Origin of the sequence: Prosthecobacter sp. (assembly GCF_044236155.1) — a bacterium.
Classification (GTDB): Bacteria; Verrucomicrobiota; Verrucomicrobiia; order Verrucomicrobiales; family Verrucomicrobiaceae; genus Prosthecobacter.
In genome coordinates this window covers 24568-49262 of record NZ_JBIIHA010000022.1, presented here as the reverse complement: position 1 = coordinate 49262, position 24695 = coordinate 24568, and the positions used below count along the sequence as shown (strand labels likewise).

The 24695-nt window shown below is 60.6% G+C and carries 34 protein-coding genes; 29 read left to right on the top strand and 5 right to left on the bottom strand.

The features are described from left to right. Positions 1-131 precede the first annotated feature (131 nt). Both ACILSE_RS17270 and ACILSE_RS17265 read right to left on the bottom strand, forming a co-directional pair. Positions 132-2372: a peroxiredoxin family protein gene (locus ACILSE_RS17270; RefSeq protein ID WP_395718667.1), complete on the bottom strand. Its 2241-nt coding sequence runs from the start codon at positions 2370-2372 to the stop codon at positions 132-134. A gap of 110 nt (positions 2373-2482) precedes the next feature. Beyond that, positions 2483-3346: a ThuA domain-containing protein gene (locus ACILSE_RS17265; protein ID WP_395718666.1), complete on the bottom strand. Its 864-nt coding sequence runs from the start codon at positions 3344-3346 to the stop codon at positions 2483-2485. 133 nt (positions 3347-3479) lie between these two features. On the opposite strand from ACILSE_RS17265, the gene aroE reads away from it, so the two are divergent. The 3 genes from aroE to infC all read left to right on the top strand — a co-directional run bounded on the left by aroE (position 3480) and on the right by infC (position 5899). Further along, positions 3480-4364: a shikimate dehydrogenase gene (gene aroE / locus ACILSE_RS17260; RefSeq protein ID WP_395718665.1), complete on the top strand. Its 885-nt coding sequence runs from the start codon at positions 3480-3482 to the stop codon at positions 4362-4364. 15 nt (positions 4365-4379) lie between these two features. Next, the gene (locus tag ACILSE_RS17255; RefSeq protein WP_395718664.1) at positions 4380-4658 is read left to right on the top strand and encodes a hypothetical protein; all 279 of its coding nucleotides are present in this window, start codon (positions 4380-4382) and stop codon (positions 4656-4658) included. Positions 4659-5215: 557 nt separating this feature from the next. Further along, the gene (gene infC, locus ACILSE_RS17250) at positions 5216-5899 is read left to right on the top strand and encodes a translation initiation factor IF-3 (protein WP_395718663.1); all 684 of its coding nucleotides are present in this window, start codon (positions 5216-5218) and stop codon (positions 5897-5899) included. 55 nt (positions 5900-5954) lie between these two features. Here the strand turns inward: infC and rpe are convergent, their stop codons facing one another. Continuing rightward, complete coding sequence (rpe, locus tag ACILSE_RS17245) at positions 5955-6629, bottom strand: ribulose-phosphate 3-epimerase (protein WP_395718662.1); 675 nt, start codon at positions 6627-6629, stop codon at positions 5955-5957. 92 nt (positions 6630-6721) lie between these two features. On the opposite strand from rpe, the gene tadA reads away from it, so the two are divergent. Beyond that, positions 6722-7270 carry a tRNA adenosine(34) deaminase TadA gene (gene tadA / locus ACILSE_RS17240; RefSeq protein WP_395718700.1) on the top strand — a complete coding sequence of 183 codons (549 nt, stop codon included), beginning with the start codon at positions 6722-6724 and terminating at the stop codon, positions 7268-7270. Between the two features lie 3 nt (positions 7271-7273). On the opposite strand, the gene ACILSE_RS17235 is transcribed toward tadA, so the two are convergent. Then, on the bottom strand, positions 7274-7801 hold the full coding sequence (locus ACILSE_RS17235) for a hypothetical protein (RefSeq protein ID WP_395718661.1): 528 nt from the start codon (positions 7799-7801) through the stop codon (positions 7274-7276). A gap of 425 nt (positions 7802-8226) precedes the next feature. Between ACILSE_RS17235 and rpsL the strand changes: the two genes are divergently transcribed. From rpsL to map, 25 genes are all read left to right on the top strand, one after another. Continuing rightward, positions 8227-8631 (top strand): 30S ribosomal protein S12, encoded by a 405-nt coding sequence (gene rpsL / locus ACILSE_RS17230; protein WP_184338234.1) that lies wholly within the window; start codon positions 8227-8229, stop codon positions 8629-8631. Positions 8632-8664: 33 nt separating this feature from the next. Continuing rightward, a complete protein-coding gene (gene rpsG, locus ACILSE_RS17225; protein WP_395718660.1) occupies positions 8665-9138 on the top strand; it encodes a 30S ribosomal protein S7 in 474 nt (157 codons plus the stop codon). Positions 9139-9183: 45 nt separating this feature from the next. Continuing rightward, positions 9184-11334: an elongation factor G gene (fusA, locus tag ACILSE_RS17220; protein WP_395718659.1), complete on the top strand. Its 2151-nt coding sequence runs from the start codon at positions 9184-9186 to the stop codon at positions 11332-11334. Between the two features lie 38 nt (positions 11335-11372). Further along, positions 11373-11681, top strand: coding sequence for a 30S ribosomal protein S10 (rpsJ, locus tag ACILSE_RS17215; RefSeq protein ID WP_395718658.1), 309 nt, complete (start codon positions 11373-11375; stop codon positions 11679-11681). Between the two features lie 36 nt (positions 11682-11717). Next, on the top strand, positions 11718-12371 hold the full coding sequence (gene rplC, locus ACILSE_RS17210; protein WP_395718657.1) for a 50S ribosomal protein L3: 654 nt from the start codon (positions 11718-11720) through the stop codon (positions 12369-12371). A 17-nt stretch (positions 12372-12388) separates the two neighbouring features. Beyond that, on the top strand, positions 12389-13000 hold the full coding sequence (gene rplD / locus ACILSE_RS17205; protein ID WP_395718656.1) for a 50S ribosomal protein L4: 612 nt from the start codon (positions 12389-12391) through the stop codon (positions 12998-13000). A 2-nt stretch (positions 13001-13002) separates the two neighbouring features. Next, on the top strand, positions 13003-13287 hold the full coding sequence (gene rplW / locus ACILSE_RS17200) for a 50S ribosomal protein L23 (protein ID WP_395718655.1): 285 nt from the start codon (positions 13003-13005) through the stop codon (positions 13285-13287). A 48-nt stretch (positions 13288-13335) separates the two neighbouring features. Further along, positions 13336-14175: a 50S ribosomal protein L2 gene (gene rplB / locus ACILSE_RS17195; RefSeq protein ID WP_395718654.1), complete on the top strand. Its 840-nt coding sequence runs from the start codon at positions 13336-13338 to the stop codon at positions 14173-14175. A 24-nt stretch (positions 14176-14199) separates the two neighbouring features. Further along, positions 14200-14478 (top strand): 30S ribosomal protein S19, encoded by a 279-nt coding sequence (gene rpsS, locus ACILSE_RS17190; protein ID WP_395718653.1) that lies wholly within the window; start codon positions 14200-14202, stop codon positions 14476-14478. Positions 14479-14499: 21 nt separating this feature from the next. Further along, positions 14500-15282: a hypothetical protein gene (locus ACILSE_RS17185; protein ID WP_395718652.1), complete on the top strand. Its 783-nt coding sequence runs from the start codon at positions 14500-14502 to the stop codon at positions 15280-15282. A 27-nt stretch (positions 15283-15309) separates the two neighbouring features. Next, a complete protein-coding gene (rplV, locus tag ACILSE_RS17180; RefSeq protein ID WP_395718651.1) occupies positions 15310-15756 on the top strand; it encodes a 50S ribosomal protein L22 in 447 nt (148 codons plus the stop codon). A 33-nt stretch (positions 15757-15789) separates the two neighbouring features. After that, positions 15790-16572, top strand: coding sequence for a 30S ribosomal protein S3 (gene rpsC / locus ACILSE_RS17175; protein WP_395718650.1), 783 nt, complete (start codon positions 15790-15792; stop codon positions 16570-16572). 40 nt (positions 16573-16612) lie between these two features. After that, positions 16613-17035, top strand: a complete 423-nt coding sequence (gene rplP / locus ACILSE_RS17170; protein ID WP_395718649.1) for a 50S ribosomal protein L16 — start codon at positions 16613-16615, stop codon at positions 17033-17035. A 22-nt stretch (positions 17036-17057) separates the two neighbouring features. After that, a complete protein-coding gene (gene rpmC / locus ACILSE_RS17165) occupies positions 17058-17276 on the top strand; it encodes a 50S ribosomal protein L29 (protein WP_395718648.1) in 219 nt (72 codons plus the stop codon). Between the two features lie 33 nt (positions 17277-17309). Beyond that, positions 17310-17582, top strand: coding sequence for a 30S ribosomal protein S17 (gene rpsQ / locus ACILSE_RS17160; protein ID WP_395718647.1), 273 nt, complete (start codon positions 17310-17312; stop codon positions 17580-17582). A 40-nt stretch (positions 17583-17622) separates the two neighbouring features. Next, complete coding sequence (rplN, locus tag ACILSE_RS17155) at positions 17623-17991, top strand: 50S ribosomal protein L14 (protein ID WP_395718646.1); 369 nt, start codon at positions 17623-17625, stop codon at positions 17989-17991. A 4-nt stretch (positions 17992-17995) separates the two neighbouring features. Next, positions 17996-18280 carry a 50S ribosomal protein L24 gene (gene rplX, locus ACILSE_RS17150; protein WP_395718645.1) on the top strand — a complete coding sequence of 95 codons (285 nt, stop codon included), beginning with the start codon at positions 17996-17998 and terminating at the stop codon, positions 18278-18280. Positions 18281-18370: 90 nt separating this feature from the next. Further along, on the top strand, positions 18371-18952 hold the full coding sequence (gene rplE, locus ACILSE_RS17145; RefSeq protein WP_395718644.1) for a 50S ribosomal protein L5: 582 nt from the start codon (positions 18371-18373) through the stop codon (positions 18950-18952). Positions 18953-18976: 24 nt separating this feature from the next. Next, on the top strand, positions 18977-19375 hold the full coding sequence (gene rpsH, locus ACILSE_RS17140) for a 30S ribosomal protein S8 (protein WP_395718643.1): 399 nt from the start codon (positions 18977-18979) through the stop codon (positions 19373-19375). 22 nt (positions 19376-19397) lie between these two features. Continuing rightward, on the top strand, positions 19398-19937 hold the full coding sequence (gene rplF / locus ACILSE_RS17135; protein WP_395718642.1) for a 50S ribosomal protein L6: 540 nt from the start codon (positions 19398-19400) through the stop codon (positions 19935-19937). A 21-nt stretch (positions 19938-19958) separates the two neighbouring features. Further along, positions 19959-20315, top strand: coding sequence for a 50S ribosomal protein L18 (gene rplR, locus ACILSE_RS17130; RefSeq protein ID WP_395718641.1), 357 nt, complete (start codon positions 19959-19961; stop codon positions 20313-20315). 22 nt (positions 20316-20337) lie between these two features. After that, a complete protein-coding gene (gene rpsE, locus ACILSE_RS17125; RefSeq protein ID WP_395718640.1) occupies positions 20338-20928 on the top strand; it encodes a 30S ribosomal protein S5 in 591 nt (196 codons plus the stop codon). A gap of 32 nt (positions 20929-20960) precedes the next feature. Further along, positions 20961-21404, top strand: a complete 444-nt coding sequence (rplO, locus tag ACILSE_RS17120) for a 50S ribosomal protein L15 (protein WP_395718639.1) — start codon at positions 20961-20963, stop codon at positions 21402-21404. A gap of 91 nt (positions 21405-21495) precedes the next feature. Continuing rightward, complete coding sequence (secY, locus tag ACILSE_RS17115) at positions 21496-22998, top strand: preprotein translocase subunit SecY (protein WP_395718638.1); 1503 nt, start codon at positions 21496-21498, stop codon at positions 22996-22998. Beyond that, the gene (gene map, locus ACILSE_RS17110; protein WP_395718637.1) at positions 22995-23846 is read left to right on the top strand and encodes a type I methionyl aminopeptidase; all 852 of its coding nucleotides are present in this window, start codon (positions 22995-22997) and stop codon (positions 23844-23846) included. The genes secY and map overlap by 4 nt, the downstream gene beginning before the upstream one ends. 232 nt (positions 23847-24078) lie before the next feature. Here the strand turns inward: map and ACILSE_RS17105 are convergent, their stop codons facing one another. Beyond that, positions 24079-24318, bottom strand: a complete 240-nt coding sequence (locus tag ACILSE_RS17105; RefSeq protein WP_395718636.1) for a hypothetical protein — start codon at positions 24316-24318, stop codon at positions 24079-24081. Positions 24319-24695 lie beyond the last annotated feature (377 nt).

Below are 24695 nucleotides of genomic sequence, written 5' to 3'. Positions count from 1 at the left end.
AGAAGCTATGATGCGCGTCGAAACCTTTGCCGACAAGGCGGAGGCAAAGTGGGAACACGCAGACCTAGAAAACGTCGGGTGAGTGGGCGATTTTGGCGCGCGCGCTGTCAGCGAAGAACTAAACAGCTATTTCAAGGAGTGCCCGATTCGATGGGAATGGCGAGCAGGCGTTGGGATTCGGCAAGGATGAACTTTGCGTCGGTGAACGGGGTGTAGCTGATGTCCTGCCAGCGTTGATGCCCTGTCTGGTCGATGAGGATGGTGGCGTGGAGGGTGTCTTTTTCGAAGTCGTCGTAGGCGCGGACTTTTTTGAAGGCCGCGAGGCTGCTGTCGCACAGGATGGGGAAGGGGAGGGGCTGGTCTTTGCCGAGGTTGAGCTTGGCGCGGATGTTTTTGGCGACTTGCGTGGGTTCGCTGGTGACGGCAACGAGCTGGATACCCGCCTGGTCGAAGTCGGTGACGGCCTTGGAGAAGGCCTGGATTTGTTCGACGCAGTGGCCGCATTCGTGGCCGAGGTAGAACATGAAGAGCGTGGGCCTTTTCGCGGTGAAGTCGCTGCTTTTGACGATGGAGTTGTCGAGTGTGAGCGCCTCGAAGACGGGAGCGACGGGCGGATGCCAGTGGACAGGGCCGAGCGTGGTGATCTCAGGGCGGATGCCGCTGTCGGTGCGTTTGGGAGCGGCGGCGGGCCAGTCGGTGGTGATGCCGAAGGTTTTTGCAAGCGTGTCGAGGCGTTTGGCGACGGGAAGATCGCGATCCATCGCGTAGGCCTGCTTGCGGACTTCTTCGAAGGTTTTCCTGGCGTCGTCGGATTTGCCGCAAGCAAGGAGGATTTCGGTTTTTGCGGCGAGACCGCCAAGGTCCTGGGTGATGTTTTTGGTGAGATCGAGCGCCTTGGTTTTGTCGCCGAGTTTGAGCCAGCAACGGGCAAGGCGTTCCTTGGGAATATCGGAATCTTTGAGCGCGTCGAGGAGCTTGATTTGTTCGGTTTTGGCCGCTTTTGAGTCGAGCAGGGCTGCCAGCGCCTTCAATTCGGCCAGAGCTTTGTTTTTGGCCTTGGTGTCGGGTTTTTCGACAGGCTTGTCGTTCTTCTTTTTGGGGTCGGATTTGTCGGATGCCTCGGACTTTTGGGTTTTGAGCTTGCTGGTGTCGATGTTGACGAGTTTTTGCTCTGTTTTGAGAGCTTCGAGGTCTTTGATCGCCGCTGTGAGCGTCGCAGAATCATTGAGCTGATAGCCGGCGAGACCTGCGGCGCGGAGGCGGGTGATGTCGTGGGCGAGGTGGCCTGCGGACGTGGCTGTGAAGGCTTTCAATTCATCCCACAACTCCCATTTGGCGAGGGTGTCGATCAAGCGCGTGCGTCCGTAGCTGGCGGAGGTGCCGGATTTATCGAGCATGTTGTTGGAAGGATGACGCGGATTGGCGATGAGGCTTTTGGCGAGGGCGATGGCGTCCTTGGCACGGCCGAGCTCGTTGTAGGTGCGCACGAGCCATTCTTCGTTGTGGGCGTAGTTGTGGATTAGGTCGGGCAGGATGAAGGTGCGGATCATGTAGGCGTGATCGACCCGGGTGCTGGCCTCCTGCTGCCAGGCGGCGTCATCGAAGCGCTTGAGCTTGGAAAAGGTGTGGCCGGGCATGTGCCACATGTGGGCGATGCCGGGCGCGGACTGGCCGCACTGCGCGTCAGACTTGAGGGCTAGGATGGGTTTGCTCTGATCCCAGAGATGGATGCGGTAGTGATGCGCGGGATGATTGGGGAGTGCGTCGAAGATTTGATCGATGAGGGCATCGACGGCCTGGAGGCTGGAAATGGGTGCTTCTTCACGCGAGAACCAGATGCGCCAGACGAGGAAGGCCTTGGCCTCGATGTCTTTTGTATCGTCTTGGACGAGCGCCTCGAAGTCCTTGATGCAGTCGAGGCTCTTTTGTTTTTTGTCGCGCTTGTCGTTGTCGCGGTAGAGGTTTTCGAGCACGGCGATCCACTTCTGCTCGCGCGGCGTTGCCTTGGACTTGAGTGGCGTGGCTTTCTTGATGAAGGCCGCGGCGCGCTTCTCGTTGTTCACGTTCGCCATGCTCATGCCCCAGTAGGCCATGGCGCAGTCGGGATCGAGCGCGGCGACCTGGCGGAAACTGCGCTCGGCCTCGTAATACCAGAAACCGTGAAGCTGGCCGACGCCCTGGGTGAAGAATTTTTGCGCGTCGGGATTTTTCGAGCTGATGGGAAACTTCACCGCGTCACCGCAGCCGGGAATGAGCACGGCGGCCTGGCGCGGGCCTTCGTTGAAGGCTTCGCCGTGAGCTGAGTGGCCGGGGTCGGCCTGGACGCGTGTTGCGAGTGTTGTAACGAGAAGGAGAGAAAGGAGGGGACGCATGATGGGCGGAGTGCGAATCAAACGAAGAATGTGGATGGGAAAATGCAAAATGCCCGGCAGTGTTGTTGCCGGGCATTCCAAGGGACAAGCCAAAGCGTGAAGCACGCTGATTATTTGCCGTAACCCTGCTCGGCCTTGCCGTTCTCATTGATGTGGCCGGTGACCCACAGGATGCCGCGGGTGACGAGGTCGAGGTAACGAGCGTCGGCTACGGTGGCGGTGTTGTGGCCGAGGGTGGTGGAGAAGATTTTGGTCTTGTTCGGGCCGTATTCGTTGGTCCAGGCGACGACGGCGGTGGCCTCGGTGGGCTTGGCGTCGGGAGGAAGGGTTTCGCCCTTCTTGGCCTTGGGCGGGACGATCTGAACGCCGGAAGCGATGGCCTTGCCGGTGAGAACCTGGATGTTGTTGTAGAGTTCCTCGTTGATGGTGGTCCAGTTTTCGAGCCCTTGGGTGATGGGATGTGTTTTGTCGGTGAAGGTGATGGCGATGGGCTGCTGCGGGCCATGGCCGGTGGATTGCAGGCCGAGCATTTCATACCAGCCTGCGTTGTCGGCGCCTGGCTTCACGGCTTCGCGAAAATTACCCCAGCGGTAGCTGTGCATGGCGCAGTGGAGATTGACGGCGGGCTTGCCGGCCTTGTGGGCGTCGAGGATGGCGCCGACATAGGCGGGATCGGTGACGTCGGCGCTGCATTCGTCGTGGACGATGACGTCGAAGTCCTTCGACCAGTCCTTGGCCTTGTAGATTTCAAAAGTGGCCTTGGTGCTCTTGTCAGGGTTGTAGGCGATGTCCACAATGGCGTTGAGGCGCGCCTCGATGCCTTCTTTGAGCACAACGGTCTGCTTGTCATATTCATGGCAGCAGCCGCCAGCGACGATGAGGACACGGAGCGGTTTGACGGCGGAATCAGCGGCCTGGGCGAGGAAAAGCACGGCGGTGAGGCCGAGCGTGAGCAGGGGGAGGAGTAGTTTCATGGTCGGGGAACGACTGCGATTGCAGCGCGGATGAAACGAGATGTCGAGGCGAAAATTGCGAGCGGTGTTTTGACAGCGAGGATTCTTTCGCGATGTCTGCAGCGTGGGCGATTTTCTGACCTTTGATGAATTGATGAACTGGGACACGGTGGCGGGTCGTTTCACGCCGCCTGCGCGCCTGGCGGTGATCGGCGACCCGATCGGGCATTCCCGCAGCCCGCAGATGCACAATCCGGCGCTGGCGGCGCGCGGCATCGGAGCGCAATACATTCGCGTGCAGGTGCCGGTGGGGAGTGTGGGGCAGGCATTCCGTCAGTTTGCGAAACATGGCTTTCTCGGGGTGAACATCACGATCCCGCACAAGTTCGAGGCGCTTTCTGAAGTGGACGAGGTGGATGAGCTGGCCGCGGCGCTCGGGGCGGTGAACACACTGGTGATTCGTGATGGACGGCTGCTGGGGCGCAACAGCGACGGACCTGGGTTTTTGCGGAGTGTTCGCGAGGCATTTGGCGTCGAACTGGCGGACTTGCGCGTGCTCATCCTCGGTGCTGGCGGCGGCGCTGGCCGTGCGGTGGCGGTGCAGAGCGCTCTGGCGAGATGCGGGAAGCTCGTTCTGGCGAATCGTTCGATTGAAAAAGCAGAAGTCGTGGCTCGTGAGATTCGCGCGGTGGGGCGCTGCATGGATGTGACGGTTCTTGGCCTGACCGATGACGAAATTGCGAAGGCTGCTGCCAATGTGGACCTCATCGTGAACGCCACCTCGCTCGGCATGAAGCCCGGCGACGCGAAGCTGCTGCCTGCGGAATCCATCGAGGCGCGCCATCTGGTTTTCGACATGGTTTACCGTGCCGATGGCGAGACGCCGCTGCTCGCCGACGCAAAGAAGGCCGGTGCGAAGGTGGTGGACGGGCTCACGCTGCTGCTGCATCAGGGCGCGATCTCGTTCGAGCACTGGTTTCCCGGCCCCGCCCCGTTGGAAGTGATGAGGGAGGGCTTGCGCAAGGCGGTGAAGATGTGAAGATTCCAGACTCGCATGACGTCACCGCAGCATTTTGCCCTCGGTTTCTTCGCTCCGCTCATCGCGGGCGCGTTGTTCTGCGGATTCGTCGGCTTGATCTGGGAATGGCTGGAAGGGCACAGCATCCAGCCGTTGGTGACGATGCTGGTGGGCGGAGTGCTGTTCGCGATGGCGACGCGCTGGTTCGTGAGGAACTGCGTGTCGGTGGCCTGTCCGTTTTGCGGAGGGAGGAGCTATGAGATTCCTGACCGCGGTAATCGTTTCATGTGCCGGGTATGCGGCAAAGATCACTGATGGGGTAATTGGAATAAATCATCTTGCTCATTGCCATGAAAGTCGTTACCTATCACCGGCGTTTGAATGCAGTCTTCGCCGGATTTTTTCCGCAAGCGCCCCATCTGACTTTCCCCGCATGATTTTTTCTTTGTCGCGTCCTCTCAGCCCGCATGTCCGGGAGAAAGATGGCGCGTGCATGTCGGAATCGAGTCCGTGCTGAATATGATGAAGTTCGCAGCGCGTCGTTTCCGAATGATTTTCCTGGCGGCCGCCTTTCGGCCGCAAGGAGTTTTGAACACACCCGGAGGTATCCCATAAGCAATCCATTCCAGCAACTGAGCGGCGGCAGCTTCGCCCCGCGTCCCCAGCAAAACCAAGGCGCAGGAGCACCGCGTCCTGCAGGGCAGCAGAACCTCCCCCCTCGTCCGGCGGGACCACCCGGAGCCGCAGCGCCCAGACCTTCGGGACCTCCGCGTCCGGCGGGCACTTATCAAGGCGGCGGCCAGAGCCGGCCCGGCGGAAGTGGACCGCCCTTCAACCGTCCAGGCGGGAACCGTCCCAACAACGGGCGTTTTGTGGATCAGACCCGGGTCAACGAGCGCATTCGCGCGCCGAAGGTCCGTGTGGTCGAGGAAGACGGGCATCACCAGCTCGGCATCCTGCCGACGCATCAAGCCATCCGCATTGCCAAGGAGCGTGGTCTTGACCTCGTGGAGGTCGCTCCGAACGCCGATCCGCCCGTCTGCAAGATCGTCAATTACGGCAAATACAAATACATCCAGGAAAAGCACAAGAAGGAGGCACACAAGCACCAAAAGGGCGGCAAGGTGAAGGAGCTGAAGTTCCGCATCGGCATCGACCCGCACGATTACCACATCAAGATCGTGCACGCGGAGGATTTCCTCGCTGAGGGGCACAAGGTGCGCATCCAGCTCCAGTTCCGCGGCCGCCAGATGGCGCATCAGGAACTGGGCCATGAACTGGCGAAGAAGATCAAGGCGGACCTTCTTACCATGGGTCACGTCGATCAGGAGCCGAAGATGGCGGGCCGCAATATCAACATGCAGATTAGCCCGCTGCCCGGCCAGCAGCGCCATCGCAAGTTCAAGACGCACCTCAAAGGCGTCACCGAGCATCACGACATCAAGCATCAGGAGGGCCACGACCCGCGCGAGGACAGGCATGATGAGGATCATCACGACGATCATCATGACGAGAATCACGCAACACCGCCGCCTGCACCGCCTGCGGCCAGTTGAATTCACGAAGGGCAGGACTCACCTCCTGCCCTTTTTCTTGGTCAGTTTACGCCATTTAAGCCACTGAGGCCGCCAGCTCGCGCATCGACTGCCTCATGTCCGGCGGGCCGAAGGAAGATGTTCCGCAGACAAACAGGTTCGCGCCGTTCTTCTTCGCGATGGGCGCGGTGTTTGCGTAGATGCCGCCATCGACTTCCAGATGGAATTTCAGGCCATGCTTGTCACGAAAATCACGCGCAGCGGCCAGTTTGGGCATGGTTTCCTTCTCCATGAACGGCTGGCCACCGAATCCGGGCACCACGGTCATCACCAGCAGCAGGTCGATCTCGTTCACAAAGGGCAACGCTGCCTCAAAGGGGGTGCTGGGATGCAGCGCGATGCCGCAGTGCAGTCCGGCGGCGCGGATGCGCTTCAAAGTCTCCGCCACGCTGGTGTCATAGTTCGCCTCGACATGGATCGTGATGTTCTGGGCCCCCGCCTTGATGAAGCGCTCCAGGTAATGATCCGGCCGATGAATCATCAGATGCACGTCGAGATACATGTCCGTGCACCGGCGCACCACCTGAACCATCTGCGGGCCGAAGGAGATGTTATCGACAAAGTTGCCGTCCATCACATCCAAGTGCAGCCACTTTGCACCGGCGTCGGAGGCGCGGTTCACCTCGGAGGCCACCTTTGACCAGTCCGCGGCCAGCAGGGAAGGGAGGATGAGATTGGTCGTGTGATCCATGGAGTCTTCTAAAGAGCCGGGGTTCCAAGTTTCAAGTTTCAAGTTTCAAGTTCCACGGTTACAACACGCCGCCCCAACTTGAAACTTTGAAGCTGGAACCAGACACTCCAATCATCGACGATTCCCATTTCATGCGCGAGGCGTTGCGCCAGGCCCGCAAGGCCGCGAAACTCGACGAAGTGCCCATCGGCGCCGTCATCGTGCATCATGGCAGCATCATCGGCCGCGCCTGGAACCAGGTGGAAACGCTGAAGGATGCCACCGCGCACGCTGAGATGCTCGCGCTGACGCAGGCGGAGAGCGCCTTGGGCGACTGGCGGCTCACGGATTGCGATCTTTACGTGACCAAGGAACCATGTCCGATGTGCGCGGGGGCCATCATGCACTGCCGGGTGCGCCGCGTCATTTTTGGCTGTCCTGATCCGAAAGGTGGTGGTGCCGGCGGTTTCTGGAACCTGCTTCAGGCACCCAATCTCAACCACAGGTGCGAAATCACCTCCGGCGTGCTCGAAGGTGAATGCGTCCAAGTCCTCAAGGAATTCTTTGCCGAGGCCCGCCGCCGGAAGGCTGAAGGCATCGCGCACAAAAAAGGCGCGACCAAGGAGACGGATGGCGGAGGGCTCGTCTTTGACGGGCCGTAAGTCTCACTCCAGTCCCGCAAAACTCGCCACCACCTTGGGATCCTCGCCCGCCTTGATGGAAAAGATCTCGCAACTGGCCGCGAAAGCATCTGTGGCATATCGTTCAGCGAGGTCGGCGGTGAATTCTTGCAGGGCGGGGGAGCCGGCGGGGAAGAGGTAGAGCGCGTGCCGGTCGGGGAGGGCGGCCCAGATTTCCTTGCCGAACAACTCCTCGAAAATTTTCGGCAGGGAAGGGGCCACAAGCAGGGTGGCGAAGAGGGAGGACTCGCCGCGATAAACGGCGTAGGCGACTTTGCCGTCGGTGCCTTTGATCAACTCGGGCTTGAGCTGGATCAGGCGCTTGTCGGCGGCGGTTTTGGCTCGCTGGACGAAGGTTTCGATGCTGAGGCCGAGTTTGGAGAAAGATTCCTGCCGGTAAGGCTCAAGCCCGTCCGGCGACTCGGCAGACTCACGGTAAGGGGTGAGCACGGTCTGCTTCGCCCTGGCCGGCGTGATGGAAAACGCAGTCCGCATGGCTTTTGGCTCGGGCATGAGAAGCAGGGTTTCGAGCTTGTGGCCAGGTTGCACTGCTTGCTGTGCATAAGTGATGCCTGTGGCAAGGAGCAGAAGACAAAAAAGAGAGCGCATGAGGACCATGGTGCCTCGAAGGCGCCGCGAAGCAAACGCAGTCATGTTTGAGCAATTCGTGAAGGAAGAAGCGGGTGTTGCTGCCAAATGCGGTGAAATTATTTCAAAAAGCCTGAAATACTGCTTGCGGACATGGGGGGACTCGCCAATATCCGCGCTCCCGCCGCCCGGCCCTCCCCCACGAGACCGGGTTTAACTAGGCCCGCCACGGCGGGCCTTACTTATCGGAGCCAGAACCGGAAAAGTCTGAGCCTGCTCGTTGAGAGCATGGTTCGCTGTCCTTCCGAAACGGCCCCGATAATAGCCTCGGATCACAGTTCTTTCACACCATGCCCACCATCAATCAACTCGTCAGACACGGCCGCAAAGACAAGGCGGTGAAGTCGAAGTCTCCCGCGCTCGCCAAGTGCCCGCAGCGTCGTGGCGTCTGCCTCCAGGTGATGACCCGCACCCCGAAGAAGCCGAACTCAGCTCTTCGTAAGGTTGCCAAGGTTCGTCTGACGAACGGGTATGAAGTCATCGCCTACATCGGCGGCGAAGGGCATAACCTCCAGGAGCACTCCATTGTCCTGGTGCGCGGTGGTCGTGTGAAAGACTTGCCGGGTGTGCGTTATCACATCGTGCGCGGAACGCTCGACTGCCTTGGCGTTGAGGCCCGCCGCCGCGGCCGTTCGAAGTATGGCGCGAAGCGTCCTAAGGCTGGTGCAGCCGCCGCCGCCGCGAAGAAGAAGTAATTTTGTTGTTCCAATCCTCATTCTCATCACGCCATGGCCCGCAGAAAACGCGTTTATAACAAAGAGGCTCAAAAAGACAGCCGCTACGACAGCGAACTGGTTGCCCGCCTTATCAGCAGCATCATGCTCGATGGCAAGAAGGCTCTCGCTGAGCGTATCGTTTACACCGCGATCGAAATGCTCAACGACAAGACTGACAGCGTCGATCCGCTGGAGCTGTTCAACCGCGCCATCGAGAATTCGAAGCCAAAGGTCGAGGTGAAGGCCCGCCGTGTTGGTGGCGCCACCTATCAGGTGCCGCTGGAAGTCTCCCCTCGTCGTCAGGAGGCTCTCGCCATGCGCTGGATCGTCGGTTTCGCCCGCGGACGCAAAGGCCAGCCGATGCACCGCGCTCTCGCGAACGAGCTCAAGGATGCCTCGCAGGGGCAGGGGAACGCCGTCCGCAAGCGCGACGACGTTCACAAGCAGGCCCAGGCCAACCGTGCTTTCGCGCACTTCCGCTTCTAATCGTTTCCATCACGTTTTCTCGTCCACTTCACGATTTTCTGTTCCATGTCGAACCCCAACTCCCCCAGCCGCGAATTCCCTCTTGAGCGCACCCGGAACATCGGGATCTGCGCCCACATTGACGCGGGCAAGACGACCCTGACGGAGCGTATTCTCTTCTACACCGGCATGATCCACAAGATCGGTGAGGTGCATGACGGTGCCGCGACCACGGACTGGATGGAGCAGGAGAAAGAGCGCGGCATCACCATCACTTCTGCTGCTGTGACGGCGAAGTGGAAGCAGCTCAAGGAAGCCGGCATCTACAAGTCCCGCGAGATGGAGGACATCCGCGTAAACATCATCGACACCCCTGGTCACGTGGACTTCACCGCTGAAGTTGAGCGTTCCCTGCGCGTGCTCGATGGCGCGATCTTCGTTCTTTGCGGTGTGGCCGGTGTGCAGCCCCAGTCCGAGACCGTTTATCGTCAGGCTGAGAAATATGGCGTGCCACGCATTGCCTTCGTGAACAAGATGGACCGCACCGGGGCCAACTTCGAAAACGTGGTCAACGACGTCCGCAAAAAGCTCGGCGCTCCTGCTTTCCCGATTCTCATCCCGATTGGAGCCGAGGACAACCTCATCGGCCAGATCGACGTCGTGAACCAGAAGGCGATCATCTACTCCGACGACGAAAAGTTTGGCTCGAAGTACACCGTGCGCGACCTTCAGGATGCTGAAGTGGAAAAGGCCAAGGCTGCCTATGATGAGTTGCTCGACGCTGTTTGCAGTGCCGACGAGGAACTCGGCATGATGTTCCTCGAAGAAAAGCCCATCGGACCCGTGGAACTCAAGGCCGGCCTGCGCCGTGCTGTAATCGCCAACAAGATCATCCCGATGGCCGGCGGTTCCGCCTTCAAAAACAAAGGCGTGCAGTATCTGATCGACGCCGTGATCGACTATCTTCCCGGCCCGCTCGACATCGAACCGCAGAAGGGCACCGTCGTTGACGAGCCTGAAAACATCATTGAGGCCAAGCCTGACGATAATGGCAAGTTCATCGCCCTCGGCTTCAAACTCTGGTCTGACAAGTTCGGTCGCCTCGTGTTCTTCCGTGTGTATTCCGGCAAGGTCTCGAAGGGAGACACGATCTACAATCCACGCACTCGCAAGTCTGAGCGTGTCGGTCGCCTGATCCAGATCCAAGCCGCTGTTCATAAGGACATCGACACTTGTTATTCCGGTGATATCGCCGCCCTCGTTGGGGTGAAGGATGTCCGCACGGGTGATACTTTCTGCGACGAAAGCCTCGAAGTGCAGCTTGAGCCGCCGACCTTCCCAGAGCCCGTGATCTCGATGGCTGTGGAACCGAAGACCAAGGGCGACCAGGAAAAGATGGGCAATGCCCTTCAGCGCCTCTCCGAAGAAGATCCGACATTCTTTGTCAAGACTGACGAAGAAACCGGCCAGACCATCATTGCTGGCATGGGTGAACTTCACTTGGAAATTCTTTGCGACCGCCTCAAGCGCGAGCACAAAGTTGAAACCAACACCGGCAAGCCGCAGATTGCTTATCGCGAAACTCTCACCAAGGAAGCGGATGGCGAAGGTAAACTCGTCAAGCAGTCCGGTGGTCGCGGTCAGTATGGCCACGTCGTGATCAAGGTCCGTCCTGGCGAGAAAGGTTCCGGCATCGTCGTTGAGAACAAAGTTGTCGGCGGAACCATTCCGAAAGAGTTCATCAACCCTGCCAAGGCAGGTTGCATTGAGGCTGCTCTCAACGGCATCATTGCCGGTTATCCGGTGATCGACATGCACATCGACCTTGTTGATGGCTCCAGCCACGAAGTGGATTCCAACGAAAACGCCTTCAAAATGGCCGGCATCTTCGCTGTCAAGGATGCGCTCAAGAAGGCCAAGTGCATCCTCCTTGAGCCCATCATGGCCGTCGAGTGCTCCACGCCTGAAGATTACCAGGGTGACATCATGGGCGACTTGAACCGTCGTCGTGGCAAAATTCAAGGCATGGACAGCCGCGGCACCACTGCCATCCTGCGTGCCGAAGTGCCTCTGGCGGAAATGTTCGGTTATTCCACCGCCATCCGCACCCTTTCCTCCGGTCGCGCCAGCTACTCCATGCAGCCCTCGCACTTTGAACAGGTGCCGCAGCAGATCGTTGACCAGATCGTCGAGCAACGCGGAGGCTCCAAAGCATAACGCACGCGCACTGAATCACTCACCCACGGACCACTGTCATGACTAATCAACGCATCCGCATCCGCCTCCGCGCGTATGACTATCGCGTGCTCGACAAGAGCACCGCGGACATCGTCGAAACCGCGAAGCGCACCGGCGCCCGCGTCGCCGGACCCATCCCGCTGCCCACGCGCATCGAGAAGTACACGGTGAACCGCTCCCCGCACGTCGATAAGAAGTCGATGGACCAGTTCGAAATCCGCACACACAAGCGCCTGCTTGACATCGTGGATCCCACCGCCCGCACCGTGGACGAGCTCAAAAAGCTCAACCTCCCCTCCGGTGTGGACATCACCATCAAGATCTAACGCGGCCCCAAACACTTTTCACAGGAGGACACACTCATGAGTCTCGGATTGATCGGAAAAAAACTCGGCATGACGAAAGTCTACACGGACAAGGGCGACGCTGTCGCCGTGACCGTCGTCGATGTCAGCGGAAACACCCTCGTTCAAGTGAAACGCAGCGACGGCAAGGACAAGTACAGCGCGGTTCAGGTCGGCTACGGTGACCAGAACAAACCTGAGCGCGTCACCAAGCCTCTGCTTGGTCATTTCAAGAAGCACGGTGTCGAAAAGCCGAAGCGCATCGTGAAGGAGTTCCGTTTTGCCAGTGACGACCAGCTTCCTGCCCCCGACGCCAAGATTGACGCCAGCCTCTTCAGCGCCGGCCAGATCGTTGATGTCATCGGCACCACCAAGGGCAAAGGCTTCCAGGGCGTTGTAAAGCGCCACAATTTCTCCGGCCAGCCCGCCACACACGGCCACATGATGCACCGCCGCTCCGGCTCCATCGGCTGCCGTCTCACTCCGGGTCTTGTTTGGAAGAACCAGAAGATGCCAGGTCATGACGGCGTTTCCCGCCGCACCACGCAGAATCTCGTTGTCGTCCAGAGCCGCCCCGAAGAAGGCGTGCTGCTCATCAAAGGCGCGGTCCCCGGCAACACCGGAAGCATCGTCGTCGTGCGTCCCGGCAAAAAAGCCGTCGCCAAGAAATAACCAGGAGGATTTGAACCATGTCCGCGACCATTCTTTCCGCTGAAGCCGCCAAGCAGGCGAACATCCAACTCACCGAGGGCCACAAAGGCTCCCAGGCGTTGAATGACGCCGTTGTCGCCTACCGCTCCAACCGCCGCCAAGGCAACGCCCATTCCAAGAACCGCTCCGAAGTTTCCGGCTCCGGCAAGAAGCTCTGGAATCAGAAGGGCACAGGCAACGCCCGCATGGGCTCCAAACGCTCTCCGATTTGGAGCGGTGGTGGTGTCGTCTTCGGCCCGCGCAACACGCGCAATTACAAGAAGACCCTCACCAAAGGCACCAAGAAGCTCGCCCTGCGCGCCGCTTTGACCGCCCGCATTCTCGACGGCGAGGTGCTCACCACGAACAGCTTTTCCATCGCCGATGGCAAGACGAAGAGCTTCATCGCCGCCGTCAACGGCCTCACCACCGCCAAGAATGTGCTGCTCATCGGCAAAGGCTTTGACGAGCTCACCTTCCGCGCCGCCCGCAATGTCCAGAACGTCCAGCTCATCTCTGCTGACGAAGTGAACGCCGAGCACCTCCTGCGCTATCGCAGCGTTGTTGTCACCGGTGACGCCCTTGAAACCCTTGCCAAGAGGACCGCCTGATCATGAAAGACCTTCACAAAGTCATCAAAACCATCCGCCTGAGCGAAAAAGCCACGCTGCTCGGCGAGAAGAACAACGAGTACGTTTTCGCCGTCGATGTCGAGGCCACCAAGATCGACATCAAGCAGGCCGTCGAGAAACTCCTCGGCAAGAAAGTCACCGGAGTGCGCACCGCGAACTATGACGGCAAGGCCCGTCGTGAGCGCCGTGCCGACTACGGCCGCACCAATCACTGGAAGAAGGCTATCGTCCGCCTCAAGGAGGGCGAAAAACTCGATCTCGCATAATCAGGGCCGTCCGCCCGAAGGCAGAAACTCTTAACTCACCTCACCGTCATGGCGCTGAAAACATTCAAGCCAACCACGCCCACCAACCGCTACAAAGAGTGGAACTCGTTCGACGAGATCACCAAGCATTCTCCGGAGAAGAGCCTCACCGTGGCCCTTCGCCGCAGCGGTGGCCGTAACAACACCGGCCGCATCACCTGCCGCCACATCGGCGGTGGTCATGACAAGCGTTATCGCCTCATCGACTTCAAGCGTGTGCGTCGTGACGAAGCCGCCAAGGTCGTCGGCATCGAGTACGATCCGAACCGTTCTGCCCGCATCGCCCTCGTCGAATACAAGGACGGTCAGCGCGCTTACATCTTGGCTCCGAACCAGCTCAACGTCGGATCCTCTGTCATGGCAGGTGAAAAAGCGGCTCCTGAAGTCGGCAATGCTCTCCCGCTGCGCAAGATCCCGCTCGGCACGTTCATTCATAACATCGAACTCACTCCGGGTCGTGGTGGCGTCGTCGCCCGCGCCGCCGGCCAGGCCGCCGTCCTCTCCAACCGTGAAGGCGACTTCGCCCTGGTGCGCATGCCTTCCGGTGAAATCCGCAAGATTCTCGCCGACTGCTACGCCACGATAGGCCAGGTCGGCAACGTGGAGCACATGAACGTCGTCAGCGCCAAGGCTGGCCGCACGCGCTGGCAGGGCGTCCGCCCGACCGTCCGCGGTATGTGCATGAACCCGATCGACCATCCGAACGGTGGTGGTGAAGGTCGTTCCAAGTCCGGTGGTGGCCGTCAGCACCTTCTCAGCCCCTGGGGCCACGCGAAGGGTGAGAAGACACGTCATCCGAAGAAGGCCTCGGGCAAGCTCATCGTGCAGTCCCGTCACGCGAAGAAGTAATCCATATCTCACTCACGCTTTCCCATGCCACGTTCCCTCAAAAAAGGCCCCTTTGTTCAGCAGGCCCTCCTCGAAAAGGTGGACAAGCTCAACGACGCCAAGCAGAAACGCCCCATCAAGACTTGGGCCCGTTCCTCCATGGTCACTCCTGACCTTGTCGGCCACACCTTCCTCGTTCACAACGGCAAGGACTTTGTCTCTGTCTATGTGACCGAAAACATGGTCGGCCATCGTCTCGGCGAGTTCGCCCTGACCCGTATCTTCAAGTCCCACGGTGCCGTCACCGTCAAGGCCGCCAAGTAATCCCTACGCAGCTAGCTTTTCATGTTCACCCGCACCTCCATCGCCAAAACCGCTCTCTCGCTGCTTCTCGCAGCGGGCGTCGTTGGCGTGCGTGCGGATGACAAGCTGGAAAATCAGGAATTGCTCCTCTCGCTCCAGGTCGCCGCGGCGAAAGTTCAGGCTCTTGAGTCGGCCGCGATCTCTGCCAAGGACAAGATTGATGCTCTTGCCCAGAGTGCTGCTGCCGCCAATGCCGAGAGCAGTGAACTCAAGGAGCGTTACGAAAAGCTCCGCGGCCTGCTCGAAGGCTTGGGAATCGGTGCCATCGAAAACACCAAGGACCAAACACAGGACCGTCTTCTGGCGGCACTCAGCGATCTGCGCATCATGAAGGATCAGCGCGACTCTCTCGCTGAAGCCCTGATTGAAATGGCCGAGTCCAGCATGACGCTGATGAAGGCCGCTCCGAACGCCGATCCTGCCGCTGCTGATCGTGTGAACAAAGCCATCACCAAGTCGGATGCCGCGCTTGTCAAAGCGGGTGGTGGGCAGGACGCGAACGCCCCGGCCGGCGACTTGCAAAACGCCCGTGTCGTCAGCATGAAGGCGGAGCTTGGAATTGCCGTCCTCTCTGTCGGTGCCAAGGATGGTGTGAAACCCGGCATGCCTTTTGAAATTTACCGCGAGGACAAGCCTGTTGCCAAAATCCTCGTCACTGAAGTCCGCAACTCCGTCTGTGGCGCCGTGGTCCAGGAACTCGCCAGCGCTGCCGACCCTGTCCGTGTTGGCGACCGTGGTCGCGTCGATCTCTCCAAATCCCTCTAAACGAAGAAGCCCAGAACCCTCCGCTTTATGTCCGTCCGCTCCGTCCTCAAATACGCCAGGATCTCCTCGCAGAAAGCCCGCCAGGTCACTCGTGCCATCACCGGCCTGCCTGTTTCCCAAGCTCTGAGTGTTCTCGACTTCACGCCGAAGAAGGCCGCCTTCCTCGTGGGCAAAACCCTTCGTTCCGCCATCGCCAACGCCGAGAACAACCATGAGCAGGACGCCTCCGAGTTCATCGTCGAGTCCGCCATCGCCACTCCCGGCCCGGCCCTCGCGCGCATCATGCCTCGCGCCCGTGGTTCTGCAGCTCCGATCAAGAAGCGCATGACGCACATCACCGTCGTCATCGGCGCGCCGAAGACCGCCGAGACTCCAGCCGCTGAAGAAGGCGCGAAAGCCGGCAAGACTGCCAAAAAGCCGGCCGCCAAGAAAAAGGCAGCCCCCAAGGCCAAGAAAGAAAAAGTTTCCGAATAATCGCAACGCCACCGAACCGCACCTCATCACTTTATGGGACAGAAAGTAAATCCGATCGGCTTCCGCCTCGCAGTTTCCAAAGACTGGCGCTCCAAGTGGTATGCTCCTGAAAAGGAATACGCCGACTCGCTGCATAGCGACCTCGCCATCCGCGCCTACCTCAAGGAAAAGCTCATGCAGGCCGCGATCTCGAAGATCGTCATCGAGCGCGCTTGGAACCAGGTCCGCGTGACATTGCACACCGCCCGCCCGGGTCTCGTCATCGGCCGCAAGGGGCAGGAAATCGACGTGATGAGCCAGAAGATCTCCGAGATGTGCGGCGGCAAGCAGGTCAAGATCGACATCTTCGAGATCAAGCAGCCGGAACTCGACGCCCAGCTCGTCGCCGAGGCCGTCGCCGTCCAGCTTGAGCGCCGTATCTCCTTCCGTCGTGCCATGAAGCGTTCCGTGCAGACCGCCATGGACATGGGTGCCGATGGCATCCGTCTCCGTTGCGCTGGTCGTCTCGGTGGTGCTGACATCGCCCGCGCTGAATGGTACCGCCAGGGCAAGGTGCCGCTTCAGACCCTCCGTATTCCCATTGATTACGGCTTCGCTGAAGCCAAGACCGTTTACGGCATCATCGGCGTGAAATGCTGGTTGAACCGCGGCAATGCGCCAGAGACCGGCGTGTCTCGTCCTGGTGGTGACCGCCGTCAACGCCGCGATGGCGACCGTGGCGACCGCCGTCCTGGTGGTCCGGGTCCGCGTGGTGGCGATCGTGGTCGCGGTGCTCCCGCCCCTGCTCCGGCACCGGAAGCCGCTCCAGCCGAGTAAACTCCGACATCCTTCATTTTAACTTTCGTCATCTCACGTCATGGCCCTCCTTCCCAGCAGAGTAAAGTATCGTAAGGCGCAGCGCGGCAACCGCGGCGGCAACGCCACCAGTGGCAACAAGCTCGACTTCGGTGAGTTCGGACTTCAGACGCTTGAACGCGGCTGGGTAAAGAACATCCACATCGAGGCCTGCCGCGTCGCCATCACCCGCTTCCTGAAGCGCAAGGGCAAGGTCTTTTGCCGCATCTTCCCGCACAAGCCTGTCACGCAGCGCCCGCCGGAAGTCCGAATGGGTAAAGGCAAGGGCTCCCCGGAATTCTGGGTCGCCGTGGTTCTTCCCGGCCACATGCTCTTTGAAATCTCCGGCGTGAACGAGGCCACCGCCCGCGAGGCGTGCCGCCTCGCCGCCACGAAGCTCGGCATCCGCTGCCGCTTCGTCAGCCGCGAAAGCATGCACAAATAAACCGCGAACCGAGAACTGTTTTATGAAGATCAAAGAACTCCGTGAATCCACCGTGGAAGAGCTTTCCGCCCGTCGCCGCGAGCTGAAGCAGGAGGCGCTCAATCTGCGCATCCAGCAGAGCACCGGTGGCGGCCAGCTTGAAAATCCCGCGCGTCTGACGCACATCCGCAAGGAGATCGCCCGCATCGAAACCATCATCACCGAGCGCGCCCGCGCCGCCGCCGCCAAGAAGGCCGCCTGATCCGCGCCGCAAACTTAAAGACCTTTTATCCACATGAGCGAGACCGCAGCAGCCCCCGAGAAAAAAGCCGTGCGCAAGACCCGAGTCGGCGTCGTGGTGTCCGACAAGATGACGAAGACCATCGTCGTCGAGGTCGAGCGCCGCGTTCCGCACCCGCAGTTCAAGAAAATCGTGCGCAAGACCTCCAAATTCTACGCCCACGACGAGCAGGAGCAGGCCAAGGAAGGGGACAAAGTCCTCATCGCCGAAACCCGTCCGCTTTCCAAGCTGAAGCGCTGGGAGCTGGTCGAGGTGCAGAAGCACTAATCCCTCACGACGATCCCAACCCCTCACAGGACACACGCTTATGTTGCAAATGGAATCCTCAATCCCGGTGGCTGACAACACCGGCGCCCGCATGGCCGAGATGATCGGCGTGCTTGGCAAGAAAAACACCCGCTTCGCCTACGTCGGTGACATCATCACCGCCCACGTCCGTGAATCGACGCCCACCGCCGCCGTGAAGAAGGGCGAGGTCGTGCGCGCCGTCGTCGTGCGCACCGCGCATCCGATCCGCCGCACCGACGGCTCCATCCTGCGCTTCGACAAGAACGCCATCGTCATCATCGACAAGGACAACAACCCGCGTGGCACCCGTATCTTCGGCCCCGTGGCGCGCGAGCTGCGCGACAAGAACTTCATGAAGATCGTCTCCCTTGCCCCCGAAGTGCTGTAACACCATGAGCCGCGTCAAAACCCACGTCAAAAAAGGCGACACCGTCGTCGTCACCACCGGGGAGAGCAAAGGCTCCCAGGGAACTGTCCTCGAAGTGCTGCCGGCCAAGGGCCGCGTCATCGTCGAAGGCGTCAACATGATCAAAAAGGCCATCAAGCCCAGCCAGCAGAACCAGAACGGCGGCTTCCAGGAGAAAGAGGCGTCAATTGCCATCTCCAACGTGAAGAAAGTGGACGCTCCCGCGAAGACTGCGAAAAAGAAAGTTGCCAAGAAGAAGGCGAAAGCCTAAATGCCCGCCCCCCATTTGCCTCCCCCTTCGTTTCCAGCCCGAAAACGGACTGTTCATCGGAGGAAAGGCGGCACAGCCCGAAACTGAACCATGGAACACACCCTCCAGACACTCTACAAACAGAAGCGCGCCGAGCTGCAGACCCAGCTCGGACTCACCAACGTCCACGAAGTCCCCAAGCTTGAGAAAATCGTCGTCAACTGCTCCGTCGGCAGCCAGGGCGAGCGCAAGCAGGCCGTGGAAGACGCCGTGAATGAAGTCACCCTCATCACCGGCCAGAAGCCCGTCATCACCAAGAGCAAGAAGGCCATCGCCAACTTCAAGCTCCGCGAGGGTGAGAATGTCGGCGTCAAGGTCACCCTGCGTGGCCCCAAGATGTATGACTTCATGATGCGTCTCGTGCGCACCGCCATCCCGCGCATCCGTGACTTCCGCGGTGTCGCCCCCCGTTCCTTCGACGGCCGTGGCAACTACACCCTGGGTGTGACCGACCAGTCCATCTTCCCCGAAATCGAGCTCGACAAGATCAAGCGCTCCCTCGGCTTTGACATCACCTTCGTCACCAGCACGAACAACGACGATCATGCCCGTGAGATGCTCCGCGCGCTCGGCATGCCCTTCCGCACCCGCACCGCCCAGCCGAAAAAAGAGGGCGAAGCCGCCGCCGCGTAACACGAACCTGACTCTCCCAGCGACATGAACGATCCGATTTCCGACTTTCTCACGCGCATCCGCAACGCCTGCGCCGCCCAGCAGGAGCAGGTGCTCATCCCCTTCAGCAAGATGAAGGCCGAGCTCAGCCGCATCCTTCAGGAAGAAGGCTACATCTGGGGCTACGAGGTGGACACCAGCGCCACGCATCCCCGCCTCAAGCTGAAGCTCAAATACAACGACACCAAGGACAAGAGTCCGGTGATCCGCAACCTCACCCGCGTCAGCAAGCCCGGCCTGCGTCAATACGTCGGCAGCGACGAGATTCCCCGCGTGCTCGGCGGTCTCGGCATCTCCATCCTCTCCACCCCGCGTGGTGTCATGACCGGCGCCAAGGCCCGCAAGGCCAAGGTTGGCGGCGAACTCCTCGCCACCGTCTGGTAAACCTCAACCCGTCGCAAATCTCATGTCACGCGTAGGCAAACAAGCCATCACCATCCCGGACAAGGTCAGCATCAAGCTCGGCGGAGACCGCTCCGTGCAGGTCAAAGGACCCAAGGGCGAGCTCGCCTGGACCATCCCGCAGGGCGTCGTCGTTGACGCCGATGCCAAGCATGTCAACGTCACCCGCGAATCCGAAGACCGTCGCGTCCGCGCCCTCCACGGCACCACGCAGCGCCTGATCACCAACATGATCGTTGGAGTCAGCCAGGGTTACACGAAGAACCTCGAAATCCACGGCGTCGGTTTCCGCGCCGCGGTCAAGGGTTCCAACATCGACCTCCAGCTCGGCCAGTCCCACGACCGTCTGCATCCGATTCCGAAGGGTGTGAAGGTGACCGTCACCGAGAACACCAAGATTGCCATCGAAGGCATCGACAAGCAGGTCGTCGGCCAGCTCGCTGCCGACATCCGCGCCTACTATCCGCCGGAGCCTTACAAGGCCAAGGGCGTCCGTTATGTGGGCGAGCACATCCGCCGCAAGGCCGGCAAGTCCGTCAAGTAACCCCTTTCCGCACCGCTCACCATGGCTCTCTCCAATCGCAAAGACATTCGCGCTCGCATCCACAAGCGCATTCGTCGCAAGCTCAGCGGCACCGCCGCCCGTCCGCGTCTCACGGTCTATTTCTCCAACACGAACGTTTACGCCCAGGTCATCGACGACGAGGCGGGCAAGACCATCGTCTCCGCCTCGACCAAGGAAAAAGGCTACGGCGCCGGCAAGGCCAACATCGAGCACGCCATCAAGGTTGGCGCGACTCTCGCCGAGCGTGCCCTCGCCAAGAATGTTTCCGAGGTGGTCTTCGACCGCGCCGGCTTCATCTATCATGGCAAGGTCAAGGCGCTCGCCGATGCCGCCCGCGAAAAGGGCCTGAAATTCTAATCCACCGCAACGCTCTATTTTTATGGCCGAAGAAACAGTAGTTATCGAAACAGAAGCCCCGGTGGAGGCACCAGCCGCTCCCGCTCCTTCTTATGGCGGCTTCCGTGGTCGTGATGACCGTGGACCCCGTGAAGTGGATGGCGTCGAGAAGGTTGTCCACATCAACCGTTGCGCCAAGGTCGTCAAAGGCGGCCGCCGCTTCAGCTTCAGCGCCCTCGTCGTCTCCGGCGACGCCGCAGGCAAGGTCGGCTGGGGATTTGGCAAGGCCAACGAAGTGTCCGACGCCATCAAGAAGGCCACCGAGGCCTCCCGCAGGAACCGCTTCTCCGTCAATCTCAAGGACAGCACCATTCCGCATGAAGTGACCGGCGCCCACGGCGGTGGTTTCATCATGCTGAAGCCCGCCACTCCCGGTACCGGCATCATCGCCGGCGGCGGCGCCCGCGCCGTGCTTGAGGCGGCCGGTGTGAAGGACGTCATCGGCAAGTCCCTCGGCTCCAGCAATCACGCCAACGTCGTCAAGGCCACGCTCGCCGCCCTCGGCGCCCTGCGTCCCGCCGACGAAATCCTCCGCTCCCGCGGCAAAGAAATCAAAGAGCGCAAGGCGCTCTGATTTGAACTGAGAAAAGCGAACAGAGAACCTCCATGCAACTTCAAGACGTCAAACCCCGCCCCGGAGCCAAGAAGCGCCGCAAGCGCATCGGCTGCGGTGAAAGCTCCGGCCACGGCAAAACCTCCTGCAAAGGCAACAAGGGCCAGATGGCCCGCGCCGGCCGCGGCATCCGCCCTGGTTTCGAAGGTGGTCAGATGCCGATGCACCGCCGCCTGCCGAAGAAGGGCTTTAACAACGCCCTCTTCCAGGACGCCATCGAAGTCGTCAATGTCGGCGACCTCAACGAGCTCTTCCAGGACGGTGCTGTCATCAATGAGGCCGCTCTTCGTGACGCCGGTCTCGTCAGCCGCACCTGCGATGTCATCAAGATCCTCGGCTCCGGCGATCTTTCCCGCAAGCTCACCATCCAGGGCGCGAAAGTCAGCGCTTCGGCCCGTGAAAAGATCGAGAAAGCCGGCGGTTCCATCGCCGCCTGATTTTTCCTGACCCAACCTCTTTGATGGGCCGGTTTCCGCGCGGTGATAGCCGCCAGGATTCAGGCCCATCGTCGCTTCCAGCCTCTCTCTCATGATCTCCGCCTTCGCCAACAGCTTCAAAGTCCCGGAACTCCGTTCGCGCATCCTCTTCACGCTCGCGATGATCGTCATCGTGCGCATCGGCACCTCCATCACGCTGCCGGGCATCGACCCCGCCGTGCTCGGGGAGTGGATCAACAACAAGGCCGGCGACAACGCCTCCGGCGCCGCCCAGGTCGCCGCCTTGCTGAACATCTTCTCCGGTGGCGGCCTGCAAAACTGCGCCATCTTCGCCCTCGGCATCATGCCCTACATCAGCGCCAGCATCATGCTGCAGCTCCTCACCGCCGTGTGGCCCCCGCTCACCAAGCTCGCCCGTGAGGAAGGCGGCCGTCAGAAGATCACGCAGTACACCCGCATCGCCACGATCATCCTCTGCCTCTTCCAGTCCTTCCTGCTCGCCCAGTCCCTCGCCGATCCAGGGCAGAACTACCTCATGGCAGGTCTGCAGGACGCCATCGACCGCCTCGGCGGACGCCCCCTCGTGCCGAACTACGGCTACGGCTTCCTCTTCACCAGCGTCATCACCATCACCGCCGGCACCATGCTCATGATGTGGCTCGGCGAGCAGATCACCGACCGCGGCATCGGCAACGGCGTCTCCATCCTCATCTGCGTGAACATCGTCTCCGACCTTCCCGGCGCGCTCATCCAGGTCTGGCAGACCTACGTCAGCAGCGCCAAGGCCGACCCGAAGAGCGCCTTCACGCTGGTCCTCCTCATGGGATTCATGATCCTCGTCATCGCCGGGGTCATCGCCCTCACCCAAGCCACCCGCCGCATCGCCATCACCTACGCGAAGCGCGTCGTCGGCCGGAAGGTCTATGGCGGCCAGACGCAGTATCTCCCGCTGAAGATCAATTACTCCGGCGTCATGCCCATCATCTTCGCCCAGGCCATCCTGCTCTTCCCCTCCACCATCCTCGCCTCCTTGTTCAAGGACGTGAACTGGATCCAGAAGATGGCCATCTTCATCAGCAGCGGCTGGGTTTACTACGTCGCCTCCTCCCTCCTCATCTTCTTCTTCAGCTACTTCTGGGTCGCCACCATGTTCCAGCCCACCCAGATCTCCGAGGACTTGAAGAAGAGCGGCGGCTACGTCCCCGGCATCCGTCCCGGCAAGCCCACCGCCGACTTCCTCGACTTCACCATGAGCCGCCTCACCTTCGCCGGCGCCATCTTCCTGACGTTCCTCTACGTCATGCCCGGCTTCGTCAGCAGCTCCATGCAGATCTCCAGCTCCGCCGCCCAGTTCTTCGGCGGCACCAGCCTCCTGATTCTCGTCGGCGTCGTGCTTGATGTCATGCGCCAGGTGGAAACCCACCTCCTGCAGAGCCACTACGACGGCTTCCTCAAGAAAGGACGCATCCGCGGCCGTGTGGACCGCATCCAGCAGGGCGCCCGTGCGGTTGACTCCACCACCGTCGTCTGGATGTGGGTCGGCCTCGCCATCATCGTCCTGATCGGCGTTGTGTACAAACTCACCCTCAAGTGAGCCTCCTTGATCGCGTCATGGCCCTCATGAAATCGGGGAACATCCCCATCCGCCACGGCGCGCAGCAGCAGTCCATCCGCCGCGCCTGCCAGGTCGCGCGCGATGTCCTCCTCGCCACCGCCGCCCAGGTCCGCGTCGGTGCCACCACCGCCGAGATCGACCGCTTCGCCGCCGCCGACATGAAGGCCCGCGGCGCCACCAGCGCCTTCCTGAACTACCGCCAGTTCCCCGGCCACATCTGCATCTCCATCAATGAGGAGGTCGTCCACGGCATCGGCGGCCCCCGCGTCATCCAGGACGGCGACATCGTCAAAATCGACGTCGGCGTCCACTACGACGGCTGGGTCGGCGACAACGCCCTCACCGTCCCCGTCGGGAATGTCGCGAAGGAAACCCTCCACCTCCTCGCCGCCACCGAGGAATCCCTCCTTAACGCCGTCAAATACGCCCGCGACGGCTGGATGCTCGGCGACCTCTGCCACAGCGTCGAAAACCACGTCACGCAATACGGCTACACCGTCGTCCGCGAGTTCGTCGGCCACGGCGTCGGCCGGAAGCTGCACGAGGAGCCCCAGGTGCCCAACTACGGGAAGAAAGGCGAGCGCCCGCGCCTGAAGGCCGGCATGACCCTCGCCATCGAGCCCATGATCAACATGGGCACCGGCAAGACCCGCATCCTTGAGGACAAATGGACCGTCATCACCCAGGACCGGAAGCCCTCCGCGCACTTTGAGCACGTCGTCCTCATCACCGAAGACGAGCCTGAGATCCTCACCGCCCGCGGCCGCATGTTCCCGCAGGGCGTGAATGACCTCACCCCGCGTCCGGTCTCCGAACTGCTCGCGTAAAACCGCGCGCCGCAGTGGGACCACGTCATCGCCAATCTGGAGCTGATGCCGCTGCGGATGAAAAACGCCGAGGGGCTCGGAGGCGTTTTAGACAGCCGAAATGGCTGGGGCTGAATGCCCCGACAGCGCCGGGAGCGCTGGAGTCAACACGGCAAACGGGATGCCATGGGAGAGCGTCAGCGGGCGCTGGCCAAGCAGTTGAGGAGCGCTGCGCTGCTAAGGTGACGATTTGTCAGAGGGGCGTAGCCTGACCCCGTTTTAGACGTGCGTCATCGAGCATCTCCTCCAAAAGATCCTCCTCGCCGTTCAGGGGCTGCAACACCCGCCCCAGCCGCAGCGGTGGCAGGTCGAGGGCGCTGCGTCGTCCCGGGGACTTTTTCATGCGCAAGGCATGAATCAACCTCTCGAGGTGGGAAAGCTTGTCCGCACCCAGATGCGGGACGGCCATTTCAATTTCGGCAAGCGTGCTCATGAGGTGAAAATAGGCGTTTTGGAATCCTGCGGCAAGCATTCCCTCCGGCAAAACCGGTGGGGGTTAAGTTGACGCGGCGAGGCGGGAGGTGAGGGGGCAAGACAAGGAGACCATCAGACAAGGAGATGGGGAGAGCCGACGAGTCGTCGGCTTTGCTTGGCATGGATGGCGACGATTCATCCTTCGCAGATGCTTTCATCCTTCGCAGCAGCCTCCGTTCTCCGTAGCAAGACTGCGAAGGATGAATCGTCGCCACTCCAAAGCGGGCAGGAGTGCCCGCGCTCCCTTCTCAACCACGAACCAATGACGAATAACCAATAACCAAGAACCAAGAACCAATAACGAATAACCACGAACCTCGAACTCTTTCCTGCTAG